Genomic DNA, 20172 nt, shown 5'->3' with positions numbered 1-20172 from the left:
CGCAACCCGCCCGTTCGCTGCCTCGTCATGCCCGACTCCACTTCCGAATCGCTCGCGCAAACGTACGAGCGCCTGTGGTCCTGCCTCGAATCCGGCGTGAGTGCGCAGCGCTCGCCGTTCACGATGCTGCAGGCCGCGACGCTCGGTGTCGACGGTGCGCCGAAAGTCCGCACGATCGTGTTGCGGCAGGTGAGCCGCGCCGATCGTGTGCTGTCGTTTCATACCGATGCGCGTTCGGAGAAGGTCGCGGAGCTGCGCCGCGATCCGCGCATCGCGCTCGTCGCCAATGATCTCGATGCGCTCGTGCAGATTCGCGTGGAAGGCGTTGCATCGATCTGCGACGACGAAGCGCAACGGCGCGCGATCTGGCAATCGAGCCGTCCGCATACGCTGCTGCTGTATCGCGCACCGTTGCCGCCGGGCACGCCGGTCGAGTCGCCTGAAGCGGCGCAGGTCGGCAGCGCCGCATCAGCCGATGACGGCTACGACAACTTCTGCCTGCTTCACGTGACCGTGACGCGCATCGACTGGCTCGACCTCGCGCGCACCGGCCATCGCCGCGCGGTGTTCGACCTGCACGAACGCGGCTACGACGGCCGCTGGATCGCGCCCTGACGCTGCCAAAGCCCGCTCAAGGGCGCCTGTCCGACACGGCCTGCGTGGCCATCCACTCACGCATCATGACGATTGCGTCGTCGTCGCGCCGCTCGGCTGGATACACGAGATAGAACCCCACCGACAGCGGAAACGCGAAATCGAACGGCTTGCACAGCCGGCCCGCGGCGATGTCGCGTTCGACGAGCGGATCGGTCGCGAGCGCGATGCCCTGGCCGGCGACGGCCGCATCGATCGCGAGCGACGTCTGGTTGAAGCGCAGCCCCTTGTGCGGATCGATGTCGACGGGCTCGGGCATCGCGGCGAGGAACTCGGGCCACAGGTCGTGCGCGTCGTGCAGCAGCACATGGCCCGCGAGCGCGCGCGGCGACGCGGGCGCGGCCAGCAGCGCGGGGCTGCACACCGCACACACGTCGAGCGGGAACAGCGCATGCGTGGCGAGATGCTTGCCGAACGGCGGCTTGCCGTAGCGGATCGCGAGATCGACGCCGTCGTGGCGGAACGTCGCGATCTGCGAGTCGGCGATCACGCGCACGTCGTAATCGGGATGCGCATCGGTGAACTGCGCGAGCCGCGGGATCAGCCATTTCGACGCGAACGACGGCGTCGTGCTGATCGTCAGCGCGGCGCGCCGCTTCACGAGCTTGTCGGTCGCGTCGGCGATCGCATGCAGCGCGCGCTGCACGTCGGAGAAATACGCGGCGCCGTCGTGCGTCAGCGCGAGGCCGCGCGGCAGGCGTTCGAACAGCTTCAGGCCGAGCACGTCCTCGAGGTGGCGCACCTGCTGCGCGACGGCGCCCTGCGTGACGCCGATCTCGTCGGCCGCGGCGCGGAAATTGAGGTGCCGCGCGGACACTTCGAACGCACGAAGCGCATTCAGCGGCGGCAGGCGGGAGGGGCGAGGCGGCATCGTCAGGCTGTAGAAAAACTATCGGCTGGAGGCAGAAATACTGGTTCGACAGTCGTGATTGATGCGCCTACATTACCACCATGGCGCGCCGAACGGCGGCTGCGCGGCGGCAGGATTCGAACCAGGAGCAAATCGTGACTGTAGAAAAAGTGGCGTTGATCACGGCGGCGGGCAAGGGCATGGGCGCGGCGATCGCGCGCGAACTGGCGGCGACGGGCTACCGCGTCGCGCTGATGTCGCCGTCGGGCAGCGCGGTGGCGCTCGGCGAGGAACTGGGCGGGTTCGGCATCCAGGGCTCGGTGACGGAAGAAGCCGACATCGACCGGCTCGTGCAGGAAACCGTCGCGCGCTACGGCCGCATCGACGCGGTCGTGAACAATACCGGGCACCCGCCGAAGGGCGATCTGCTGGCGATCACCGACGACAACTGGCACGCGGGGCTCGACCTGATCCTGCTGAACGTGGTGCGCGTGATGCGCCGCGTGACGCCGATCTTCCAGAAGCAGGGCGGCGGCGCGGTGGTCAACATCTCGAGCTTCGCGGCAGACGCACCCGAGCAGCCGATGCCCGTTTCGTCGGCGCTGCGCGCGGCGTTGAGCGCGTGGACGCGTCTTTACGCGGAACGCTATGCGGCCGAGAACATCCGGATGAACGCGGTGCTGCCCGGCTTCATCGACAGCTGGCCGGAAACGCCGGAGATCGTCGCACGCATTCCGGCCGGCCGCTTCGGCAAGACCGGTGAAATCGCGAAGACGGTCGCGTTCCTGCTGTCCGACGGCGCGGGCTACATCACCGGGCAGAACATTCGCGTCGACGGCGCGATCGTCAAGGCGCTCTGAGCGTCGCGCGGGCGAGCGGCCGCACGGGCCGCGCCGCTCGCCGCGCAACCGCTACAAACGCGTACAAATCAGACAAATCCGGGATACATCAGACCTTTCAAATGTGCGACGCCGCGTGACGAGGGCGCGCCGGATTGAAAGCGAAGGCGCGTTTTCCGCGCGCGGCATGTTCACTTTCCACTTCACGAAAGGAGATGCCGAACGATGTCTTCCACACCGTTTTCCCCGATGCGTCGCCACCTGCTGGCCACATCCGTGGCCGCCGGGGTCTCGGCGATGCTGCCCACCGCGCTGCATGCGGCGACCGGTAACAGCGGCATACGCCCGTTCACCGCGCACATTCCCGATGAAGCCGTGGCCGACCTGCGCCGCCGCATTGCCGCGACGCGCTGGCCGGGCCGCGAGACCGTCGCCGACGAATCGCAAGGCGTGCGGCTTGCCCGCATGCAGGCGCTGCTGCGTTACTGGGGCACCGACTACGACTGGCGCAAGGGCGAGGCGCGCCTGAACGGTTTCCCGATGTTCATCACGGAAATCGACGGGCTCGACATTCATTTCATCCACGTGCGTTCGCGGCACGAGAACGCGATGCCGATGATCATGACGCACGGCTGGCCGGGCTCGATCTTCGAGTTGCTGAAGGCGATCGGCCCGCTGACCGATCCGACCGCGCACGGCGCGAGCGCGGACGATGCGTTTCACGTTGTCGTGCCGTCGTTGCCGGGCTTCGGCTTCTCGGGCCGGCCGACGCAGACCGGCTGGGGCTCCGACCACATCGCGCGCGCGTGGGGCGAACTGATGGCGCGGCTCGGCTATACGCGCTTCGTGTCGCAGGGCGGCGACTGCGGCTCGGTGATTTCGCACCGGATGGCGATGCAGCGCGTGCAGGGCCTGGCCGGGATTCACGTGAACATGCCGGCGACGGTGCCGCCGGATATCGCGACGCTGCTCGCGACCGATGCACCCGCGCCGGCTTCGCTGGCGCCGAAGGAGAAGGCCGCGTACGAGAAGCTCGCGACGTTCTATCGCGACAACTGCGGCTACTCGGCGATGATGGTCACGCGCCCGCAGACGGTCGGCTATGCGCTCGCCGATTCGCCGTCCGGGCAGGCTGCATGGATGTACGACAAGATCTCGCAGTGGACGTACAGCGGTGGCGTGCCCGAACGCTCGATTCCGCGCGACGAGATCCTCGACGACATCTCGCTGTACTGGCTGACGAACACCGCGACGTCCGCCGCGCAGATCTATTGGGAGGATCACTCGAACAACTTCAACGCGGTGGACATCTCGCTGCCGACCGCGATCACGGTGTTTCCGGGCGAGATCTACCAGGCGCCGCGCAGCTGGGCCGAGCGCAGTTATCACAACCTGATCTACTTCAACGAAGTCGACAAGGGCGGGCACTTCGCGGCATGGGAGGAGCCGGAACTGTTTGCTCGTGAAGTGCGTGCCGGGTTCCGGCCGTTGCGGCGCGTGTAAGCGGAGGAGGGACGGGCGAACGCGGGCCGGCGGTTATGCGGCCGGCGTTCGTTTTCGTGGGTGTGACGCGTGGTGTCGAGCGCGTGGCTGTGCCCTTGCCCGGAGCGCCATGTGGCCGGGAGCATCCGGATGAGCGCGGTGCTGCCGGGCTACATCGACGGCTGGCCGGAAACGCCGGAAACCGTCGCGCGTGCCGACCGGCCGCTTCGGCGAGATCGCGAAGCCGGCCGCGTTCCGTCAATCAGCTTTGTGTCCACGCTCTTCAGCAAGCAAGCGCCGGTAAGGCGGCAGCGCCGTGAACAGCAGCCAGGCGGCCAGCACCGCCGCAATCGTGCAGACGATGCCGATCGCGTTGCCGGTCATCTTCGGATTGCCGAACACGCGGTCCGTGACGAGCGCAATCAACGTCGGCCCGAGTCCGAAGCCGATCAACTGGGCAAAGAACGAGTAGAGCGCGCCGACGATGCCGCGCATCCGGCTGGGTGCGACGTTCTGCAGTGCCGCAGCCATGCAGCCGGTCGGCAGGCTGAAGAAGAACACGGTGCCGGCCGCGGCAGCCAGCGCGCCCGTCGTGCCGGTTGGGAACGGAATGCTGGCGCAGCAGATCATCATTGGAATCATCGAGATTGCGGCGGTGCGAAGCGGCGCATCCTCGTAGCCGCGTCGTTCGAGCCGGTGGGAAATCCATGGCCCGGTCAGCACGCCCGCGATGCCGAAGCCGACGACCAGCACGCCGAAGCGGAATCCGACCTGTGCGGCGGGCATCCCGTGCGCGCGAATCAGGTAAGCCGGCATCCATGCCGGCATGCCGAGCACGACGATCGCCAGCATGCCGACACCCAGCAGGATGCGCGCGTAGAACCTGCGTCGTTCCCAAAGAAACGAGAGCGATTCGCGGGTCGAGAACTGACGCTCGTCCGTGTTGCTGCCTGCGACCTTGCCGCGCACCGGCTCTCGCACCGTCAGCCCTACCAGTAGCGCGAACAGAATGCCGGGCAGACCGATCAGCACGAAGGCCAACTGCCAGGTCTCGAATCCGGCGAGCACGGGGATACGCTGGTGGACGTCGCGCGCGAACGAGATGACGAGGCCGCCGGCGACGAGCGAGAGCCCCCCGCCGAGCAACGGGCCGAGGACGAAGACACTCATTGCGCGTGGCATCTGCTTTGCCGAAAAGCAGTCGGCGATCATCGACAGTGCAATCGGGAACACGCAGGCTTCGCTGGCGCCGACGCCGAAGCGCGCGAGGAACAATCCTTCGAATGTCGTGGCCTTGCCGCACAAGGCCGTGAAACTGCACCACAGACAGATGCCGATCAGCAGGATGTTGCGACGGTTGGTGATGTCGACGAGACGGCCGAACAGCGGCGACGCGATCAGGTACGCGGAAATGAATGCAATACCCTGGACTAGGCTGAGCTGGGTGTCGGAGATCGCCAGCGAATGGCGGATCGGGTCGACGAGCAGGTTGAGGAGCTGACGATCGATGTAGGCCAGCGAATACGCGAGCATCAGGATGATCAGGATGTACCACGACCGCAGGCTGTCATGCCCGGTCTGGACGGCGGTTCGTCCCGCCGGCGAGTCGCTCGGGCCGCCGACAGGCGGGACTTCATTCATGGCATGCTTCATATCTCCTCCAATGTCATCATTCAGTTGTTTTAACTATTATTTTTCGGACCCGGAAGACGCGGCGTGAGTGGCGGTGGGTTCATGCCGTCAGTCGAAGTAGCGTCAAACCGGTAAAGCGCGGCTTCGTCGAGCCGGTGATCATGTTCTCGAGCCGGCAGGCGACGAACTGAGCATCGTCGTCATGCGGATTGCCCACGTCGCCGACGGACATGCGCGATGGGCACTTGTGGGTTGCCCACCGCAAGCGTGACGGTTCAGGCCGTCACGCCCTCGTCGTCATCAGATGAACGCCCCCTGCGCGCGATAGGCGTCGATGCGTGCTTCAGGCAGCCAGTCCTGCAGCGCGGCGACGGCATTCTCGGTACTCAATGTCGCGGGCGCCTCGGGCTGTGCGGCCGGCGTGCGCGAAAAGCGCGGGCCGGGCGCCGGGTGCGTCACGCCGTCCACGTCGACGAACATGCCGCGTGCCTGGGCGTGCGGGTGGCGCGGTGCTTCGTCGAAGTCGAGCACGGGAGCCACGCACACGTCGAGATGACCGAGCCGTTGCGCCCATTCGTCGCGCGTGCGTTCGCTGAATTTTGCGGCCAGCACCTGCTTGGCCTGCGGCCACTGTGCACGATCCATTTGCGCCTGCAGCAGCGGGTGGTCCTGGAGGTCGAGCTGTTCGAGCAGCAGCCGGTAGAACTTGACTTCGATGGGGCCGACGCTCACGTACTTGCCGTCGGCGCACGCGTAGACCTCGTAGAAGTGCGCGCCCGTGTCGACCAGGTTGGTGCCGCGCTCTTTGCCGAGCATCCCGGCGGCATGCATGCCCATCATCACCGTCGTGATCGACGCGACACCGTCCACCATCGCGGCATCGATCACCTGACCCTGGCCGGAACCGCGTGCTTCGAGAATTCCCGCAAGCAGCCCGAACGCGAGATACAGCGAACCGCCCGCATAGTCGCCGAGCACGTTGAGCGGGGGCGTCGGCGCTTGCCCGGCGCGGCCCATCGCATGCAGCGCGCCGGTGATCGAGATGTAGTTCAGGTCGTGCCCGGCCACCTGCGACAGCGGGCCGTCCTGCCCCCAGCCGGTCACGCGGCCGTAGACGAGGCGCGGGTTGCGCGCGAGGCAGGGCTCGGGCCCGAGGCCCAGGCGTTCCATCACGCCGGGGCGAAATCCTTCGATCAGCGCGTCGGCTTCGGCGATCAGGTCGAGCACCATCTCGACGGCGGCCGGATCCTTCAGGTCGACGCGAATCGACTTGCGGTTGCGCAGCCCGAGATCGAACTGCACGGGGCGCGGTGCGCCGAGGCCGGACGGCTCCTTGCGATCGACGCGGATGACGGTCGCGCCGAGGTCGGCCAGGAACATCGCTGCCAGCGGCCCGGGGCCGATGCCGGCGATTTCCACCACCTTGATGCCCGCGAGCGGACCGGAGCGGGTTCGCGTGTCAGTCATCTCAGATCACTCCGTCCCTGCGCAACTGCGACAGCTCGGCTTCGGAGCGCTTGAGCAGCCCCCGGTAGATTTCGTCGTTGGCGGCACCGAGCGCCTGCGCGGGCTGGTCGAACTGCACGGGCGTCCCGGAAAGCTTGATTGGCAGCCCCATGCCCATCGCGTCGACATCGGCGAGGCCAGGGTGCTCCAGCCTGACCACCGCACCACGCTCCCGCAGCGCCGGGTCATGCAGCACCTCCTGGGGCGAGCGCACTTTCGCGGCGGGAACGCCGCGCTTCTCTTGCAACTCGTGGATGACTTCGGCGCTGGTGAGCTGCTGCGTCCACGCTTCGATGAGCGTGTTCAGCCCGGCTGCGTGTGTCATGCGCGGGCCGCGCGTGGCATAGCGCGGGTCGTTCAGCAGCTCGGGTTGTCCCATCGCTTCCGTCAGGCTCTGGAACCAGTCGGGCTGGAACGCGACGAGTGCGACGTGACCGTCTTTCGTGCGGTAGACGCCGAACGGCACCAGGCGGTCCTGGAAGTTGCCCGAACGCTTGGGGTAGCCATGCGCGTGGAAGATGTCGAAATGCTCCTCGGCCACCAGCGACGCGAGGCAATCGAGCATGGACACCTGCACCTGTTGCCCTTCGCCCGTCCTGCCTCGATGAATCAGCGCGGCGAGGATGCCGTTCACCGCGAACAACGGCGCGATCATGTCGGCCATCGGTATCCCGATGCGGGTGGGCGGACCGTCGGCGAACCCGGTCACGTCCATGATGCCGGACAGCGCCTGGACGATGATGTCCATCCCCTTGAGCTTCGGGTATGGGCTTGGCTCGCCAAACGCCTTGACCGATGCATAGACGATCTTCGGGTTGACCTTGCGAACGCGCTCGTAGTCCACGCCCAGTCGCGCCGTGACGCCTTCGCTCGCGTTCTCGATGACGACGTCGGATTCCTTGACCAGTTCCATGAACAGCGCGCGGCCCTGTTCGGATTTCAGGTCGAGCGTGATGCTCTTCTTGTTGCGCGCGCGGTTGAGGGTAGTCAACGACACTTCGTCGTCGCCCTTCACACCGAAGTGGATGCCTTCCTTGCCGACGTACGGGGGATTGTTGCGTGCGATATCGCCGCCGCCGGGTGACTCGACACGAATGACCTCGGCGCCCAGGCCACCGAGCAACAGGGAGCCATAGGGGCCCGCGAGCGCGACGGTCAGGTCGAGGACGCGGACGCCTGCCAATGGTTTGGTAACCGACATACGTTGTCTCCGGAAAACCTGTGTGCGACCGATGCCCGCTCTTTCTTCGGCGGGCTCGCGTCATCGACCGGTTTTTCTATTGGAATGCGGGCAACCATCGATCGTCGGACCGACGGTTGGCCACGGCTCGTCAGTACGATTTGGGCAACCCGAGCTTGCGCTCGGCGATGTTCGACAGGATGAGTTGCGGGGTGACGGGCGCGATGTAGCCGATCCACGCCTCCCGCATGAACCGCTCGACGTGATACTCCTTTGCGTAGCCGAAGCCGCCGTGCGTGAGGATCGCGGTCTGGCATGCCTGCATGCAGGCCTCGGATGCCAGCAGCTTCGCGGCGTTCGCCTCGGAGCCGCAGGAAAGCCCCTTGTCGTAGAGTTCGGCGGCGGCCAGCATCATGTGGTTGGCCGCTTCCAGCTCGGCCCAGTTGCGGGCCAGCGGATGCTGGACGCCCTGATTCTGGCCGATCTGACGACCGAACACGACACGATCCTTCGCGTATTGGGTCGCAATCTTGAGTACGGCGCGGCCCATGCCGACTTGCTCGGCGGCAACGAAGACGCGTTCGGCGTTCATCCCGTGGAAGATGTAGCTCAGGCCCTTGCCTTCCTCGCCGATCAGTTCGTCCTTCGATACCGGCAGGTCGTCGATGAAGAGTTCGTTCGTATCGACTGCGGCGCGGCCGAGCTTGTCGATCTCGCGGATGTCGACATACCTGCGGTCGAGCTTCGTGTAAAACAGGCTCAGCCCTTCGCTGTGCTTCTTGACCTGATCAAGTGGCGTGGTGCGCGCGAGGATCAGCATGTGGTCGGCCACCTGCGCGGTCGAGATGAAGACCTTCTTGCCCGAGATCAGGTAGTTGCCGTCGGGCTGCTTCTTCGCGACGACTTTCAGCTTCGTGGTGTCGAGGCCGGTGTCCGGTTCGGTCACCGCGAAACACGCCTTGTGCTCGCCGCGGGTGAACGGCGGCAGCCACGCTTTCTTCTGCGCTTCCGAGCCGAAGTGCACGACCGGCTGCAGGCCGAAGATGTTCATGTGGATGGTGGACGCCGCCGCCTGGCCGCCGCATTCGGCTGCGGCGCGAAGAAAGAGGGCGGCTTCGGTCACGCCCAGGTTGGCGCCGCCAAACTCTTCCGGCATGCAGATGCCGAGCCAGCCGCCGCTCGCGACCGCGTCGAAGAACTCATGCGGAAATTCGTGGTTCTTGTCCTTGTTGCGCCAGTATTCGAGCGGAAACTTCGCGCAGATCTTTTGCGCGGCGTCGACGATCGCCTGCTGGTCGTCGCTGAGTTGATAGTTCATGGTCTTCTCCGGTAGGGGCGAATTCAGGCGTTGTTGGCGGGGCGCAGCAGCATCAGGCCGGTGCGCAACGCGGTGCACACGATCTCGTCGCGCTGGTTCTTCGCCACATGCTTGAACTTGACGATGCCGGAGTCGTTGCGGCTCTTCGACAGCCGCGTTTCGAGGATCTCGGTCTCGACGCGAATCGTGTCGCCGTGAAAAGTGGGCTTGGGGAACGCTATTTCGCCGAAGCCGAGATTGCCCAGCGTCGTGCCGAGCGTGGTTTCGTACACGGTGATGCCGGCCACCAGCGCGAGCAGGAACATGCTGTTCACGAGGCGCTGGCCGTAGAGGGATTGCTTGCTGTACTCGGCATCGATGTGCAGCGGCGCGCAGTTGTAGGTCATCGCCGAGAACAGCACGTTGTCCGTTTCGGTCACGGTGCGGCGGATCGCATGCTCGATCACCATGCCGGGCTTGAATTCTTCGAAGTAAAGGCCTGCCATTTTTTCTGTCTCCTTGGATGTTCGGGTAAGCGATCAGCGATTGAACGACTCGGCGAGCGCGATGATTTCGCGTGCCGTCTTCGCGTGGGCGATGTCGATGTGCTCGCCGTCGTAGATGCACGATGCGCGCCCTTCGGCCTGGGCGTGGTCCAGCGCGTCGATCATGCCCTGGTAGAACGCCACTTCCTCTTCGGTCGGGCTGTAGGTGCGGTTGACGATCTCGACGTTCGACGGATGCAGCACGAGTTCGCCGCTCATGCCGAGCTGGCGGTCGTTCGCGGACGAGACCCTGAGCCCGTCGAGGTCGCGCACCTGCTGCCACACACCGCCGATCGGCAGCTTGCCGGCTGCGCGTGCGGCCATCACGACGCGCGATTTCAGGTACTGGGTTTCGCGGCCTTCGAGGGACCACACGGTTTTCAGTGCGTGGGCCACGTCGGCGTTCTTCGCAGTGGCGCCGACGATCGCCGGCACGCGCTCGTGCTGCGCGATCTCGTACGCCAGTTGCAACGAGCGCGCGGTTTCCAGCAGCGGAATCACCCGGGTATGGCCGACCGGGACGCCCGCGCGGTACTCGGCTTCGGCCAGCATCGACGACACCGTGTGGATGTCTTCCGGGCCGCAGGGCTTCGAAATCACGACGCCTTCGAGCGCCGGGTTCACGATTGCCAGGATGTCGTCGAAGTCGTACAGGTGCGCGCTGCGGTTGATGCGTACCCACACACGCTGCTTCTGCTCGGCGAGCCACGCGAGCTTCGATCGGACGATTTCACGCGCCTCGACTTTCTGTGCGGGCGGCACGCTGTCCTCCAGATCGAGGATCAGCGCGTCGGCCCCGGATTCGACGGACTTCTCGATCCAGGTCGGCTTGTTACCGGGAACGAAGAGGAAGGAGCGGATGAGTTTCGTTTGCGTCAACATGGTTGCATTAGCCCAATTGATCGTCGGTCATCAGGTGATGGCCTGACGATTACGTCTGTTCAAAAGTCGGAACTCGTCGGCAGATGGCAACGTTCATGGGCTGTCTCCTGGGTGGGTGGCCTTGTACGCAGCCATCGCATCGGTCGTTGCGACTATTACATTCGCAAGTCAGGCAGCAAGAAAGGCGTTGAGGCTTATGAAAAAAATAAGCATCAGTTATGGCGCGAGGCGCTTGCCCGGTAGCTGAGCGGGAGACAAGGAGGGGGCGCAGGCGGGAAAGGGGCTCAGGATTTCAAGCCGTCCCGCGTGCTTTTTCCGAGGGGATTTCGGGGGAATCTCGACGACGATGCCTGGAACCGTGCGACCGATGTTCCGTCGCGGCCCGACACAGGGCGCGAGATCTCGTGGATGCACACATGAGCGTTCATGGCATTCGGCGCGTTGGCATGCCGTGTCGGCCACGACACCATGAGCGCCTTATGGAGCGTCCGACCGCATGAATCCGGTCTTCGTGCGAGTCATCGGACTACAGCTGGGGAGTCCGAATTTTTTCACATGCTGCCGGCGAGTCAGACCTGTTCTGACACCCAGTTGCGATAGGCGGTCTCTACCAGCTTGCGCAGCCAGATGTGACTGGCGTCGCGTTGAAATCGCTCGTGCCAGATCATGCGGGACGTGAGCGTTCCGACCTCGAACGGCACGGGGTGCAACCGGACCGGAAACAGGGCCGTCAACTGCCGGCCGGCAGGTTCTCCGACGGTGCAGATCGCATCCGTCTTCACCACGGTCTGGGCCGCGACGAAATCGCTGGACACGCTGGCCACTGCATTCCGGTGAATCCCGGTGGCCTGCAAACGCTCCGAGATCGGGTCGGTGGTGTCGGCGATCCGGCGTACGCTGACATGCCGCCCGTCGATGTAGTCCTGAAGGGTGAGCGGCGCCGCGGCCCATTTTCCCTGGGCTGACACCATGCACACCATGCGATGCTCGGCGAGCCGTTGCTGGCGCAGCGACGGCGCGGCGCCTGCGAGGCTGCCGGCCGCAAGGTCGACTTCGCCTTGCTCGAGCATGGACAGCAACTGGGAGTGGTGCACCCGGATCCCTCGTATCCGGCATCGCGGAGCATGCAGCGCAAATTCGGCCGCGACGCTTGGCAGGACGGCAAACTCCGCAACCTCGGACAGGCTGACGATGAATTCCTGTTCGGCCGTCGCGGGATCGAAGCCGTCCGGCGGGCGCGAGAGCATGTCCATGTCGCGAAGCAGGCGCGCAATGATGGGTTGCAGTGCGAGCATGCGCGGCGTCGGCTTCAGCATGTTTCCGCTACGCACGAACAACTCGTCACCGAAGTGCTCGCGCAGCCTGCGGAGATTCTGGCTGATGGCGGGTTGCGTCACGCCGAGCGCGACCGCGGCCTTCGATGCATTGCCGGTATCCAGGATCGCCTGCAGCGTCGCCACGAGGTTCAGGTCGATACGGCCTGAACGCCCGGATTGCCTCGACCTATACAAAGACATAAGTGCCGATTATGTGTTTCATAAGCATGGGTGCCTTTCTTGTCAGCGGGCTTGCGCATGTAATGGCAGCCAATGACCAGGGCGATGGTTGCGCACGGCAGTAGCCATCCATGACGGAGACACCCATGACTACGATCGTCGAGCAATTGGCGAACTTTAGCACCAACACGTCATTTGACGACATTCCGGCTCCGGTCGTGGACGAAGCCAAGCGACTGGTGCTCGACTCCATCGGATGCGCCCTTGCCGCCGTCGGCCATCCCAAGGGGCACATCGGCATCGAATATGGCAGATCGATGGCAGGCCAGGGGCAAGCCACGATCATCGGCACCCCGCATCGGGTCGCGGCACTGGGTGCCGCTGTCGCCAATGGAGAACTGATCAACGCACTGGACATGGACGCCGTTGTGCCGCCCGGCCACGTGACGCCGTATGTGCTGCCCGGTGCGCTGGCGATCGGCGAAACGACCGGGGCCTCGGGGCGTGACCTGATCCGCGCAATCGCCGTGTCGCATGAAATGTCCTGGCGCATCGGCAAGGCGATGGACTATTTGCGCGACGTGAAAGACGGCCGGCTCGACACCCCGAAAGTGTTCGGCTTCGCGAGTACGGTCTTCGGTGCAACGGCGGCCATCGGCATGCTGCAGCGGCAGCCGGCCGACGTGCTGGCGCATTCGTTGAGTATTGCCGGTTACGTCTCGCCGGTGCAGTCGATGATGGCCTTCTTTCACCACGCGCCGAGCACGACGATCAAGTACACGATGGCGGCGGCGCTGGTGCAGTCGGCGATGCTGGCGGCGAACATGGGGTTGCTGGGCCACCGGGGCGATTTTCAGCTGCTGGACGACGCGGAACATGGCTACGCCCGGTTCATCGGCACCCGGCGCTGGGTGCCGGAGCGGATCACGTCGGGCCTGGGCGAGAAATGGGACTTCATATCCGAGCAACTGTACAAGCTCTATCCGCACTGTCGCGTCCTGCACGGTCCCCTCGACTGCCTGATCGATATCGTCGAGCGCAACGACATTCAGCCTGACGAAATCGAACACATCGACCTGCTCGTGGAAGGATTCGTCGAGAAGCCGACCTGGCTGACGCAGGATATCCGGCACGTACATGACGGCCAGTTCAGCATTGCCCACGGCATGGCCATCGGCGCACATCGCCTGGTGCCGGGACGGGACTGGCAGGATCCCGCACATGTGTTCAGCCCGTCCGTGCTGAGCCTGATGAAGAAGGTCCGACACCGGGTGCATCCGGATTACCTCAAGGAATTGTCGTCGCATGCGTCGGCGCGTCCGTCACGCGTAGAGGTGACGGCGCGCGGCCAGACGTTCGTGGCCGAGCGTCTCTATCCCAAAGGAAGCCCGTCACCCGACCCGTCGAATCTGCTTTCTACCGACGAGCTGATCGCGAAGTTTCATCGGAACGCCGACGGCGTGATGCCGCGCGACCGCGCCGATGCCGTCGTCAACGCGGTGATGGCGCTGGATCGCGACTGCAACGTGCGCGGGTTGATGGCGTTGGTTGTTCCAGCCGCTGCGTAGACCGTCCGTGCACGGTCCAACATATTGACAAGGAGACTCGGCATGAAATTCACGTATCTCGTACTGACCAACCCGACTCCCGGGAACGAGGATGCATTCAATCGCTGGTACTCGGAGCAGCATGTGCCTGACGTATTGCGCGTACCCGGGGTTGTGAGCGCTCAACGCTTCAGGCGCACGGAGCAACAACGGGGATCGGGTGTGCAACCGTGGCAATACATGGCGCTTTATCAGTGCGATGCCGCCGAACCGCAAGTCGTCACGGACGGTATTCAGGCGCGGTACAACACGCACGAGATGCCGATCAGCGATACGTTGGCCGACGTGCGCTATGCCTGTTACTTTGAACCCGTTACCGACGTGGTCCTGAAGCAGGGCGATTGAGCCGCGGCGCTCGTCGCTGCCGACGTGATGCGTGGTGCCGGGCGCGCGGACGTGCACTTGCCCGGAGCACCATGCGGCCGGGAACATCCGGACGAACGCGGTGCTGCCGGGCCTCATCGACCGCCGGCAGGAAACGCCGGAGACCGTCGCGCGGCGGCAGCCGCTGATGAATTCATTTCCCCGCGTTCAGCCTCGTGAATTCACCGCGGCTTCGTTGCCTGTTGCTGGTGTCGTCCATCAAAGTGACCGTTTTATGGCGGAAGCAGCATGCCACTTCCGCACACGATTGAATGACATATCGATGAAATCCACTCCTCCCGATCGAAACATTCCATCGTAATTATCTGATTCAAAAGCGATTTTGATAAAAATCAAAAATATATCGCATGAATGGTCTGATGGTTTGAAACCCTCAATACAATGATTCGCGGCAGAAAGGCCAATCGGCCCTTTCACAGTTTCGCCCGGTGAAAAAATACGACCCGAGGTTTCGCGATGACGAACAACGACGTGCGCGAGTCAGGCTTGCCTTGCAATGGCATGTGGCCGCTTGAAGGTCGAAGGGGAGTCGTCGTCGGATTGGCGAACGAGCAGAGCATCGCCTGGGGATGTGCGCGCGCCTTTCACGCGGCAGGTGCCGAGCTGGCCGTGACCTGGCAATCCGACCGCGCGTTGCCGTACGTCGAGCCGCTGCTGGAACAGTTGAAGCCGGCGATCGCGATGCCCGTCGACGTGAGCCGGACCGACCAGATGCGCGAGCTGTTCGACACGATTGCCGAGAAGTGGGGCGGCCTCGATTTCCTGCTGCACGCCGTTGCCTATGCCCCCAGGGCCGACCTGCACGGGCGGGTCGTCGACAGTTCGCCGGAAGGGTTCGCCCTCGCGATGGATACCTCGTGCCACTCGTTCATCAGGATGGCAAAACTTGCCGAACCGTTGATGACGTCCGGCGGCAGCCTGATGGCGATGACCTACATCGGTGCCGACCAGGTCATCGCGGAGTACGGCGTGATGGGGCCGGTCAAGGCCGCGCTGGAGGCTTCCGTTCGCTACCTGGCCGTCGAACTAGGGCCGGCCGGCATTCGCGTGAACGCGGTTTCGCCCGGCGCATTGCCCACGCGAGCGGCCTCCGGGCTGCCGAACTTCGATCACCTGCTCGACGACACCGCACGGCGTGCGCCCTTGCGCCGGCCGCTCGATATCGACGACGTCGGTGCGCTGTGCACCTTTCTCGCCAGCGATGCCGCACGCGCGATGACCGGCGGCGTTCACTACATCGACGCGGGGATGCACGTGCTCGGCTGACGCGAGGCGGCCGCTCCCGGAATGCGTCGAGATTCACCTTGCCCCTCTGGAGAACAGTGTTATGGATGCTGCCACGCAACTGGCGCGCAGTCATGAGATCGCCGCGGAGATTGTCCACGTGCTGCACAAGCGTACGCAGCACGCGCTGGAACAGTACGGGAAACGGTTGGGCGAAGCACTCGACGGCAGCGACGGCCGCGACCCGGGCGTCACGCCCTTCGCCATGCCTTTCTCGCCGCTGAGCGCATGGCACTACGCGGTCGACACCGTACAGCGCTCATTGCTGTTCTGGGACACGCTGCGCGAGCGCGGCACGCAATACGTCGAGCGCACGGCCCAGGGGCTCAAGCCGGTGCTTCATTTCGACTACGACGTCGTGCTCGACGGCCGGCAGTTCGCACGGCCCGTCAATTACGCGCTCGTTCACATCCAGCCGCCGGACGGCGTGACCGTCGATGCCGCGAAGCGGCCTTACCTGATCATCGATCCGCGTGCGGGGCATGGCCCCGGTATCGGCGGCTTCAAGGACGATTCGCAAGTCGGCGTGGCGTTGCGCGCGGGGCATCCGGTGTACTTCGTCGTGTTCTTCCAGGAGCCCGAGCCCGGCCAGACGCTGCTCGACGTGTGCGCGGCGGAACAGGTGTTCGTCCGGAAGGTGCGGGAGCTGCATCCTGACAGCCTCAAGCCGGCCATCGTCGGCAACTGCCAGGGCGGCTGGGCCGCGATGATGCTCGCGAGCTCGTCGGCGGACGATACCGGCCCGATCGTCATCAACGGCGCGCCGATGTCGTACTGGAGCGGCGCGTGGAGCGAGGGGCCCGGCGACAATCCGATGCGCTATGCCGGCGGCATCCTCGGCGGCACCTGGCTCGCGTCGTTCTCGTCGGACCTGGGCAACGGCAAGTTCGACGGCGCGTATCTCGTACAGAACTTCGAGAACCTGAACCCGGCGAACACGTTGTGGGACAAGTATTACCACGTGTACGACAACATCGACACCGAGCCGCCGCGCTTTCTCGAGTTCGAGCGCTGGTGGGGCGGCTACTACCTGATGAACCGCGAGGAGATCGAGTGGATCACGCGCAACCTGTTCATCGGCAACAAGCTCTGGTCCGGCGAGGTGCGCGACGGCGCGGGCAAGGCGTTCGACCTGCGCGAGATCCGCTCGCCGATCATCCTGTTCGCGTCGATGGGCGACAACATCACGCCGCCGCAGCAAGCGTTCAACTGGGTCGCGGACATCTACGGCAGCACGGAGGAGATCAAGTCGCGCGGACAGGTCATCATCGGGTTGATGGAAGAGGACGTCGGGCATCTCGGCATCTTCGTGTCGGGCAAGGTCGCGAAAAAGGAGCATGCGCAGATCGTCAGCGTGCTGGATGCCGTCGAAACGCTGCCGCCCGGCCTCTATGCGATGTCGATCGAGGAGGTGAAAGGCGCCGACGGGAAGGTCGCTTACGAGGTCAGCTTCGCCGAGCACCGTCTCGAAGAGATCGCGCAACACTTCAACCGCTTCGGGCGCAAGGACGAACATGCGTTCGAGGCCGTTGCCGAGTTGTCCGAATTCACGCAGCGCGCCTATGAACTGTTGATGCAGCCGTTCGTGCAGCAGGCGTCGAACGAAACCACCGCACGCCTGTTGCGCGATTTTCATCCGCTGCGCTTTCAGCGCTGGGCGTTTTCGGACCTGAATCCGTGGCTGCGCTGGCTGAAGCCGGCTGCCGACACGGTCAAGGCCCATCGCCAGCCGGTCGACGATATCGCACCGTGGCGCGAGCTCGAGCGCCGTGGCTCGGACATCGTCAGCGCGTCGCTCGACTATTTCCGCGCGATCCGCGATGCCGGCACCGAGTCGCTGTTCTTCGCGATGTACACGCAGCCGTTCATGCTTCATTTCGCGGAGCAGAATCACGACCGTCACGCTGCTTCGCCGGTGGCGACGGATCCCCGCGACCTGCCGTTCGTGAAGGAGGCGCTCGCGTCGCTCGACCGGGGCGGCTACACCGAGGCGGTGGCGCGCGCGGCGTTCCTGCTCGAGCGCAGCGGCGAACCGTTTCCGCTGGCGCAGCTTGCGACCGAGCGTGAACTCGCCGAAACCTACGCCGAGTATCTGCCGGACCTGCCGCCCGACCAGTGGCGGCGCATCTATGGGGAGCAGGAAATCATCGCGACGTACGCGCCGCAACAGGCCGTCGCCACGCTGCCGGCGCTGCTTGCCCGGCCGGAGGACCGCCAGCGGCTGCTGACGTTGCTGGACAAGCTGCTGGGCGATCCGCGCGTGCAAGGCGCATCGGTGAGCGAGCAACAGTGGGCGGCGCTGCAACGCATACGCGCGGTGCTCGGTGCGCCGCCCGCGAAGCGGCCGGCCAACGGGCCGGTGGCAGCACTCGATCGTGTGCAGTGACGGACAGCAAGGAACCGCGATGGAAAACAGACACGAGAAATATCACCGCCTCATCGAACACTGCCGGACGCTGGCGCCGATGCCGACGGCCGTTGCGCATCCGTGTGACCGCAGCTCGCTCGAGGGGGCGCTGGAGGCGGCGCGCAAGGGGCTGATCGAACCGATCCTGGTCGGCCCGCGTGCACGAATCGAAGCGACCGCCGCGGAGTGCGGGCTGTCGATCAGCGATCACGAGATCGTCGATGCGCCGTACAGCGAGGCGTCGGCCGCGGCGGCGGTGCGGCTCGTACGCGATGGCCGGGCATCCGCGCTGATGAAGGGCAGCCTGCACACCGACGAACTCATGGCCGAAGTGGTGCGGCACGATGTCGGACTGCGCACGGGCCGGCGTATCAGCCATTGCTTCGTCATGGACGTGCCCGCGCACGCCGATCCGCTCATCGTGACCGACGCGGCGATCAATATCGCGCCGACGCTCGAGGAAAAGGTCGACATCCTGCAGAACGCGATCGATCTTGCACATGCGCTGGAATTCCCGCAGGTCTGTGTGGCGATCCTGTCAGCCATGGAGACGGTCAACCCGAAAGTGCCGTCGACGCTCGAAGCGGCCGCACTGTGCAAGATGGTGGATCGCCGGCAGATCACCGGCGCGCTCGTCGACGGTCCCCTCGCGCTCGACAACGCGATCGATCCCGAGGCCGCGCGCATCAAGCAGATCGATTCGCCGGTGGCCGGGCACGCGAACGTGCTGATGGTGCCGAACCTCGAAGCGGGCAACATGCTCGCTAAGAGCCTGTCGTTCCTGGCCGGCGCGGACGCGGCGGGGATCGTGCTCGGCGCGCGCGTGCCGATCATCCTGACGAGTCGCGCCGATTCGTTGATCACCCGGCTGGCTTCATGCGCGGTCGCGATGCTCGTCGCGAACGTGCAGCGCGAAGCAGCCACGCGCGCGGGGTGATGCCATGGCAGACGTGATTCTGGTATTGAATGCCGGCTCGTCGAGCATCAAGTTTTCCGCATTCGACGTGCAGCGCGACACGCTTGGGCTGATCGTACATGGTCAGGTCGACGGTCTGTACACGGCCACCGCGCACATCAGCGCTGTCGACCATCACGCGGAACGTCACGAGCAGCAATGGGCCGGCGGCGAGACGTTCGGCCATCAAGAAGGGCTCGCGCAGATCGCCGCGTTCCTGGAGGCTCACCAGGAAGGGCACCGTCTCGCGGCGGTGGGCCATCGCGTCGTGCACGGCGGGCAACGCTTCAGCGGCCCGGTGCGCGTCACGCCCGAGATCGTGGCCGAGCTGGAAAAGCTCACGCCGCTCGCGCCGTTGCATCAACCGCACAACCTCACGCCGATTCGCATCCTCGAAGCGGTGCAGCCCGGAATCGAGCAGGTCGCCTGCTTCGACACGGCGTTCCACTGCACGCAGCCGGTGGTGTCCCAAGCGTTCGCGCTGCCCGAGTCGATCACCAGCCGGGGCGTGCGCCGCTACGGCTTCCACGGGCTCTCGTACGAATACATCGCGAGCGTGCTGCCCGACGTTGCGCCCCAGGCGGCGCGCGGGCGCACGGTCGTCGCCCACCTCGGCAACGGCGCGAGCATGTGTGCGCTCGTTGCGGGCAAGAGCGTCGCGAGCACGATGGGGTTCACCGCCGTCGACGGGCTGCCGATGGGCACGCGTTGCGGCAACCTGGATCCCGGTGTCGTGCTCTTCCTGATGGATGAACTCGGGATGGACGTGCGCGCCGTCGAGGATCTGGTCTATCGGCGCTCCGGGCTGCTCGGGGTGTCCGGCATATCGAGCGACATGCGGACCCTGCTCGCGAGCGACGATCCGCACGCGCGCTTCGCGATCGAGCTGTACATCTACCGCATCTCGCGCGAACTCGGTTCGCTTGCCGCCGCCATGGAGGGTATTGACGCCATCGTCTTCACGGCGGGGATCGGCGAGCATGCGGCGCCGATTCGCGAAGGGGTGATGCGCCGTGCAGCCTGGCTCGGCGTCGAGATCGATGTCGAAGCGAACAATGCCGGCGGGCCGCTGGTCACGACGGCGTCGAGCCGCGTACCGGTGTGGGTGATCCCGACCAACGAAGAACTGATGATCGCGCACCATACGCGCCGGCTGATCCGGTGACGGGCAG

Annotated in this window: 19 protein-coding genes and 1 pseudogene; 11 read left to right on the top strand and 9 right to left on the bottom strand. The window is 65.1% G+C overall.

Going from position 1 to position 20172, the window contains the following annotated elements; translation table 11 throughout:
• The first annotated feature begins 27 nt into the window (after nt 1-27).
• Complete coding sequence (locus BCO18175_RS03165; protein WP_174979328.1) at nt 28-615, top strand: pyridoxamine 5'-phosphate oxidase family protein; 588 nt, start codon at nt 28-30, stop codon at nt 613-615.
• A 16-nt stretch (nt 616-631) separates the two neighbouring features.
• On the opposite strand, the gene gcvA is transcribed toward BCO18175_RS03165, so the two are convergent.
• Nucleotides 632-1525: a transcriptional regulator GcvA gene (gcvA, locus tag BCO18175_RS03160; RefSeq protein WP_174979327.1), complete on the bottom strand. Its 894-nt coding sequence runs from the start codon at nt 1523-1525 to the stop codon at nt 632-634.
• Between the two features lie 134 nt (nt 1526-1659).
• Between gcvA and BCO18175_RS03155 the strand changes: the two genes are divergently transcribed.
• From BCO18175_RS03155 to BCO18175_RS40460, 3 genes and pseudogenes are all read left to right on the top strand, one after another.
• Complete coding sequence (locus BCO18175_RS03155) at nt 1660-2364, top strand: SDR family oxidoreductase (protein WP_034188601.1); 705 nt, start codon at nt 1660-1662, stop codon at nt 2362-2364.
• Nucleotides 2365-2568: 204 nt separating this feature from the next.
• A complete protein-coding gene (locus BCO18175_RS03150) occupies nt 2569-3846 on the top strand; it encodes an epoxide hydrolase family protein (RefSeq protein ID WP_174979325.1) in 1278 nt (425 codons plus the stop codon).
• Nucleotides 3847-3912: 66 nt separating this feature from the next.
• Nucleotides 3913-4081, top strand: a pseudogene (locus BCO18175_RS40460) (SDR family oxidoreductase); the annotation flags it as partial.
• Nucleotides 4082-4083: 2 nt separating this feature from the next.
• Here the strand turns inward: BCO18175_RS40460 and BCO18175_RS03145 are convergent.
• The 8 genes from BCO18175_RS03145 to BCO18175_RS03115 all read right to left on the bottom strand — a co-directional run bounded on the left by BCO18175_RS03145 (nt 4084) and on the right by BCO18175_RS03115 (nt 12327).
• Nucleotides 4084-5466 carry an MFS transporter gene (locus BCO18175_RS03145; RefSeq protein WP_254607949.1) on the bottom strand — a complete coding sequence of 461 codons (1383 nt, stop codon included), beginning with the start codon at nt 5464-5466 and terminating at the stop codon, nt 4084-4086.
• 91 nt (nt 5467-5557) lie between these two features.
• Nucleotides 5558-5689, bottom strand: coding sequence for a hypothetical protein (locus BCO18175_RS40825; RefSeq protein ID WP_302480636.1), 132 nt, complete (start codon nt 5687-5689; stop codon nt 5558-5560).
• A gap of 68 nt (nt 5690-5757) precedes the next feature.
• Nucleotides 5758-6924: a CaiB/BaiF CoA transferase family protein gene (locus BCO18175_RS03140; protein ID WP_174979322.1), complete on the bottom strand. Its 1167-nt coding sequence runs from the start codon at nt 6922-6924 to the stop codon at nt 5758-5760.
• Nucleotide 6925: 1 nt separating this feature from the next.
• Complete coding sequence (locus BCO18175_RS03135) at nt 6926-8164, bottom strand: CaiB/BaiF CoA transferase family protein (protein WP_174979320.1); 1239 nt, start codon at nt 8162-8164, stop codon at nt 6926-6928.
• Between the two features lie 130 nt (nt 8165-8294).
• Nucleotides 8295-9461 carry an acyl-CoA dehydrogenase family protein gene (locus BCO18175_RS03130; RefSeq protein ID WP_174979319.1) on the bottom strand — a complete coding sequence of 389 codons (1167 nt, stop codon included), beginning with the start codon at nt 9459-9461 and terminating at the stop codon, nt 8295-8297.
• Between the two features lie 23 nt (nt 9462-9484).
• Nucleotides 9485-9946 carry a MaoC family dehydratase gene (locus tag BCO18175_RS03125; RefSeq protein WP_174979317.1) on the bottom strand — a complete coding sequence of 154 codons (462 nt, stop codon included), beginning with the start codon at nt 9944-9946 and terminating at the stop codon, nt 9485-9487.
• Between the two features lie 33 nt (nt 9947-9979).
• Nucleotides 9980-10867 (bottom strand): HpcH/HpaI aldolase/citrate lyase family protein, encoded by an 888-nt coding sequence (locus BCO18175_RS03120; RefSeq protein ID WP_174979315.1) that lies wholly within the window; start codon nt 10865-10867, stop codon nt 9980-9982.
• A 569-nt stretch (nt 10868-11436) separates the two neighbouring features.
• Nucleotides 11437-12327, bottom strand: coding sequence for a LysR family transcriptional regulator (locus BCO18175_RS03115; RefSeq protein WP_254607948.1), 891 nt, complete (start codon nt 12325-12327; stop codon nt 11437-11439).
• 182 nt (nt 12328-12509) lie between these two features.
• Here BCO18175_RS03115 and BCO18175_RS03110 point away from each other — a divergent pair, with 182 nt between their 5' ends.
• The 7 genes from BCO18175_RS03110 (at nt 12510) to BCO18175_RS03080 (ending at nt 20165) form a co-directional block, all read left to right on the top strand.
• A complete protein-coding gene (locus tag BCO18175_RS03110; protein WP_174979312.1) occupies nt 12510-13931 on the top strand; it encodes an MmgE/PrpD family protein in 1422 nt (473 codons plus the stop codon).
• A 42-nt stretch (nt 13932-13973) separates the two neighbouring features.
• The gene (locus tag BCO18175_RS03105) at nt 13974-14315 is read left to right on the top strand and encodes a DUF4286 family protein (protein WP_174979310.1); all 342 of its coding nucleotides are present in this window, start codon (nt 13974-13976) and stop codon (nt 14313-14315) included.
• Nucleotides 14316-14415: 100 nt separating this feature from the next.
• Nucleotides 14416-14655, top strand: a complete 240-nt coding sequence (locus BCO18175_RS41100) for a hypothetical protein (RefSeq protein WP_438820481.1) — start codon at nt 14416-14418, stop codon at nt 14653-14655.
• Nucleotides 14656-14810: 155 nt separating this feature from the next.
• A complete protein-coding gene (gene fabI / locus BCO18175_RS03095) occupies nt 14811-15620 on the top strand; it encodes an enoyl-ACP reductase FabI (RefSeq protein WP_438820480.1) in 810 nt (269 codons plus the stop codon).
• Between the two features lie 61 nt (nt 15621-15681).
• Nucleotides 15682-18024, top strand: coding sequence for a DUF3141 domain-containing protein (locus BCO18175_RS03090; protein ID WP_174979309.1), 2343 nt, complete (start codon nt 15682-15684; stop codon nt 18022-18024).
• A 19-nt stretch (nt 18025-18043) separates the two neighbouring features.
• Entirely contained in the window at nt 18044-18982 is a 939-nt protein-coding gene (locus BCO18175_RS03085) for a phosphate acetyltransferase (RefSeq protein ID WP_174979307.1), read from the top strand.
• Between the two features lie 4 nt (nt 18983-18986).
• Entirely contained in the window at nt 18987-20165 is a 1179-nt protein-coding gene (locus BCO18175_RS03080) for an acetate/propionate family kinase (RefSeq protein WP_174979306.1), read from the top strand.
• Nucleotides 20166-20172 lie beyond the last annotated feature (7 nt).

Source organism: Burkholderia lata (genome assembly GCF_902499335.1).
Classification (GTDB): domain Bacteria; phylum Pseudomonadota; class Gammaproteobacteria; order Burkholderiales; family Burkholderiaceae; genus Burkholderia; species Burkholderia lata_B.
This window is presented reverse-complemented; position numbering and strand designations above follow the sequence as displayed.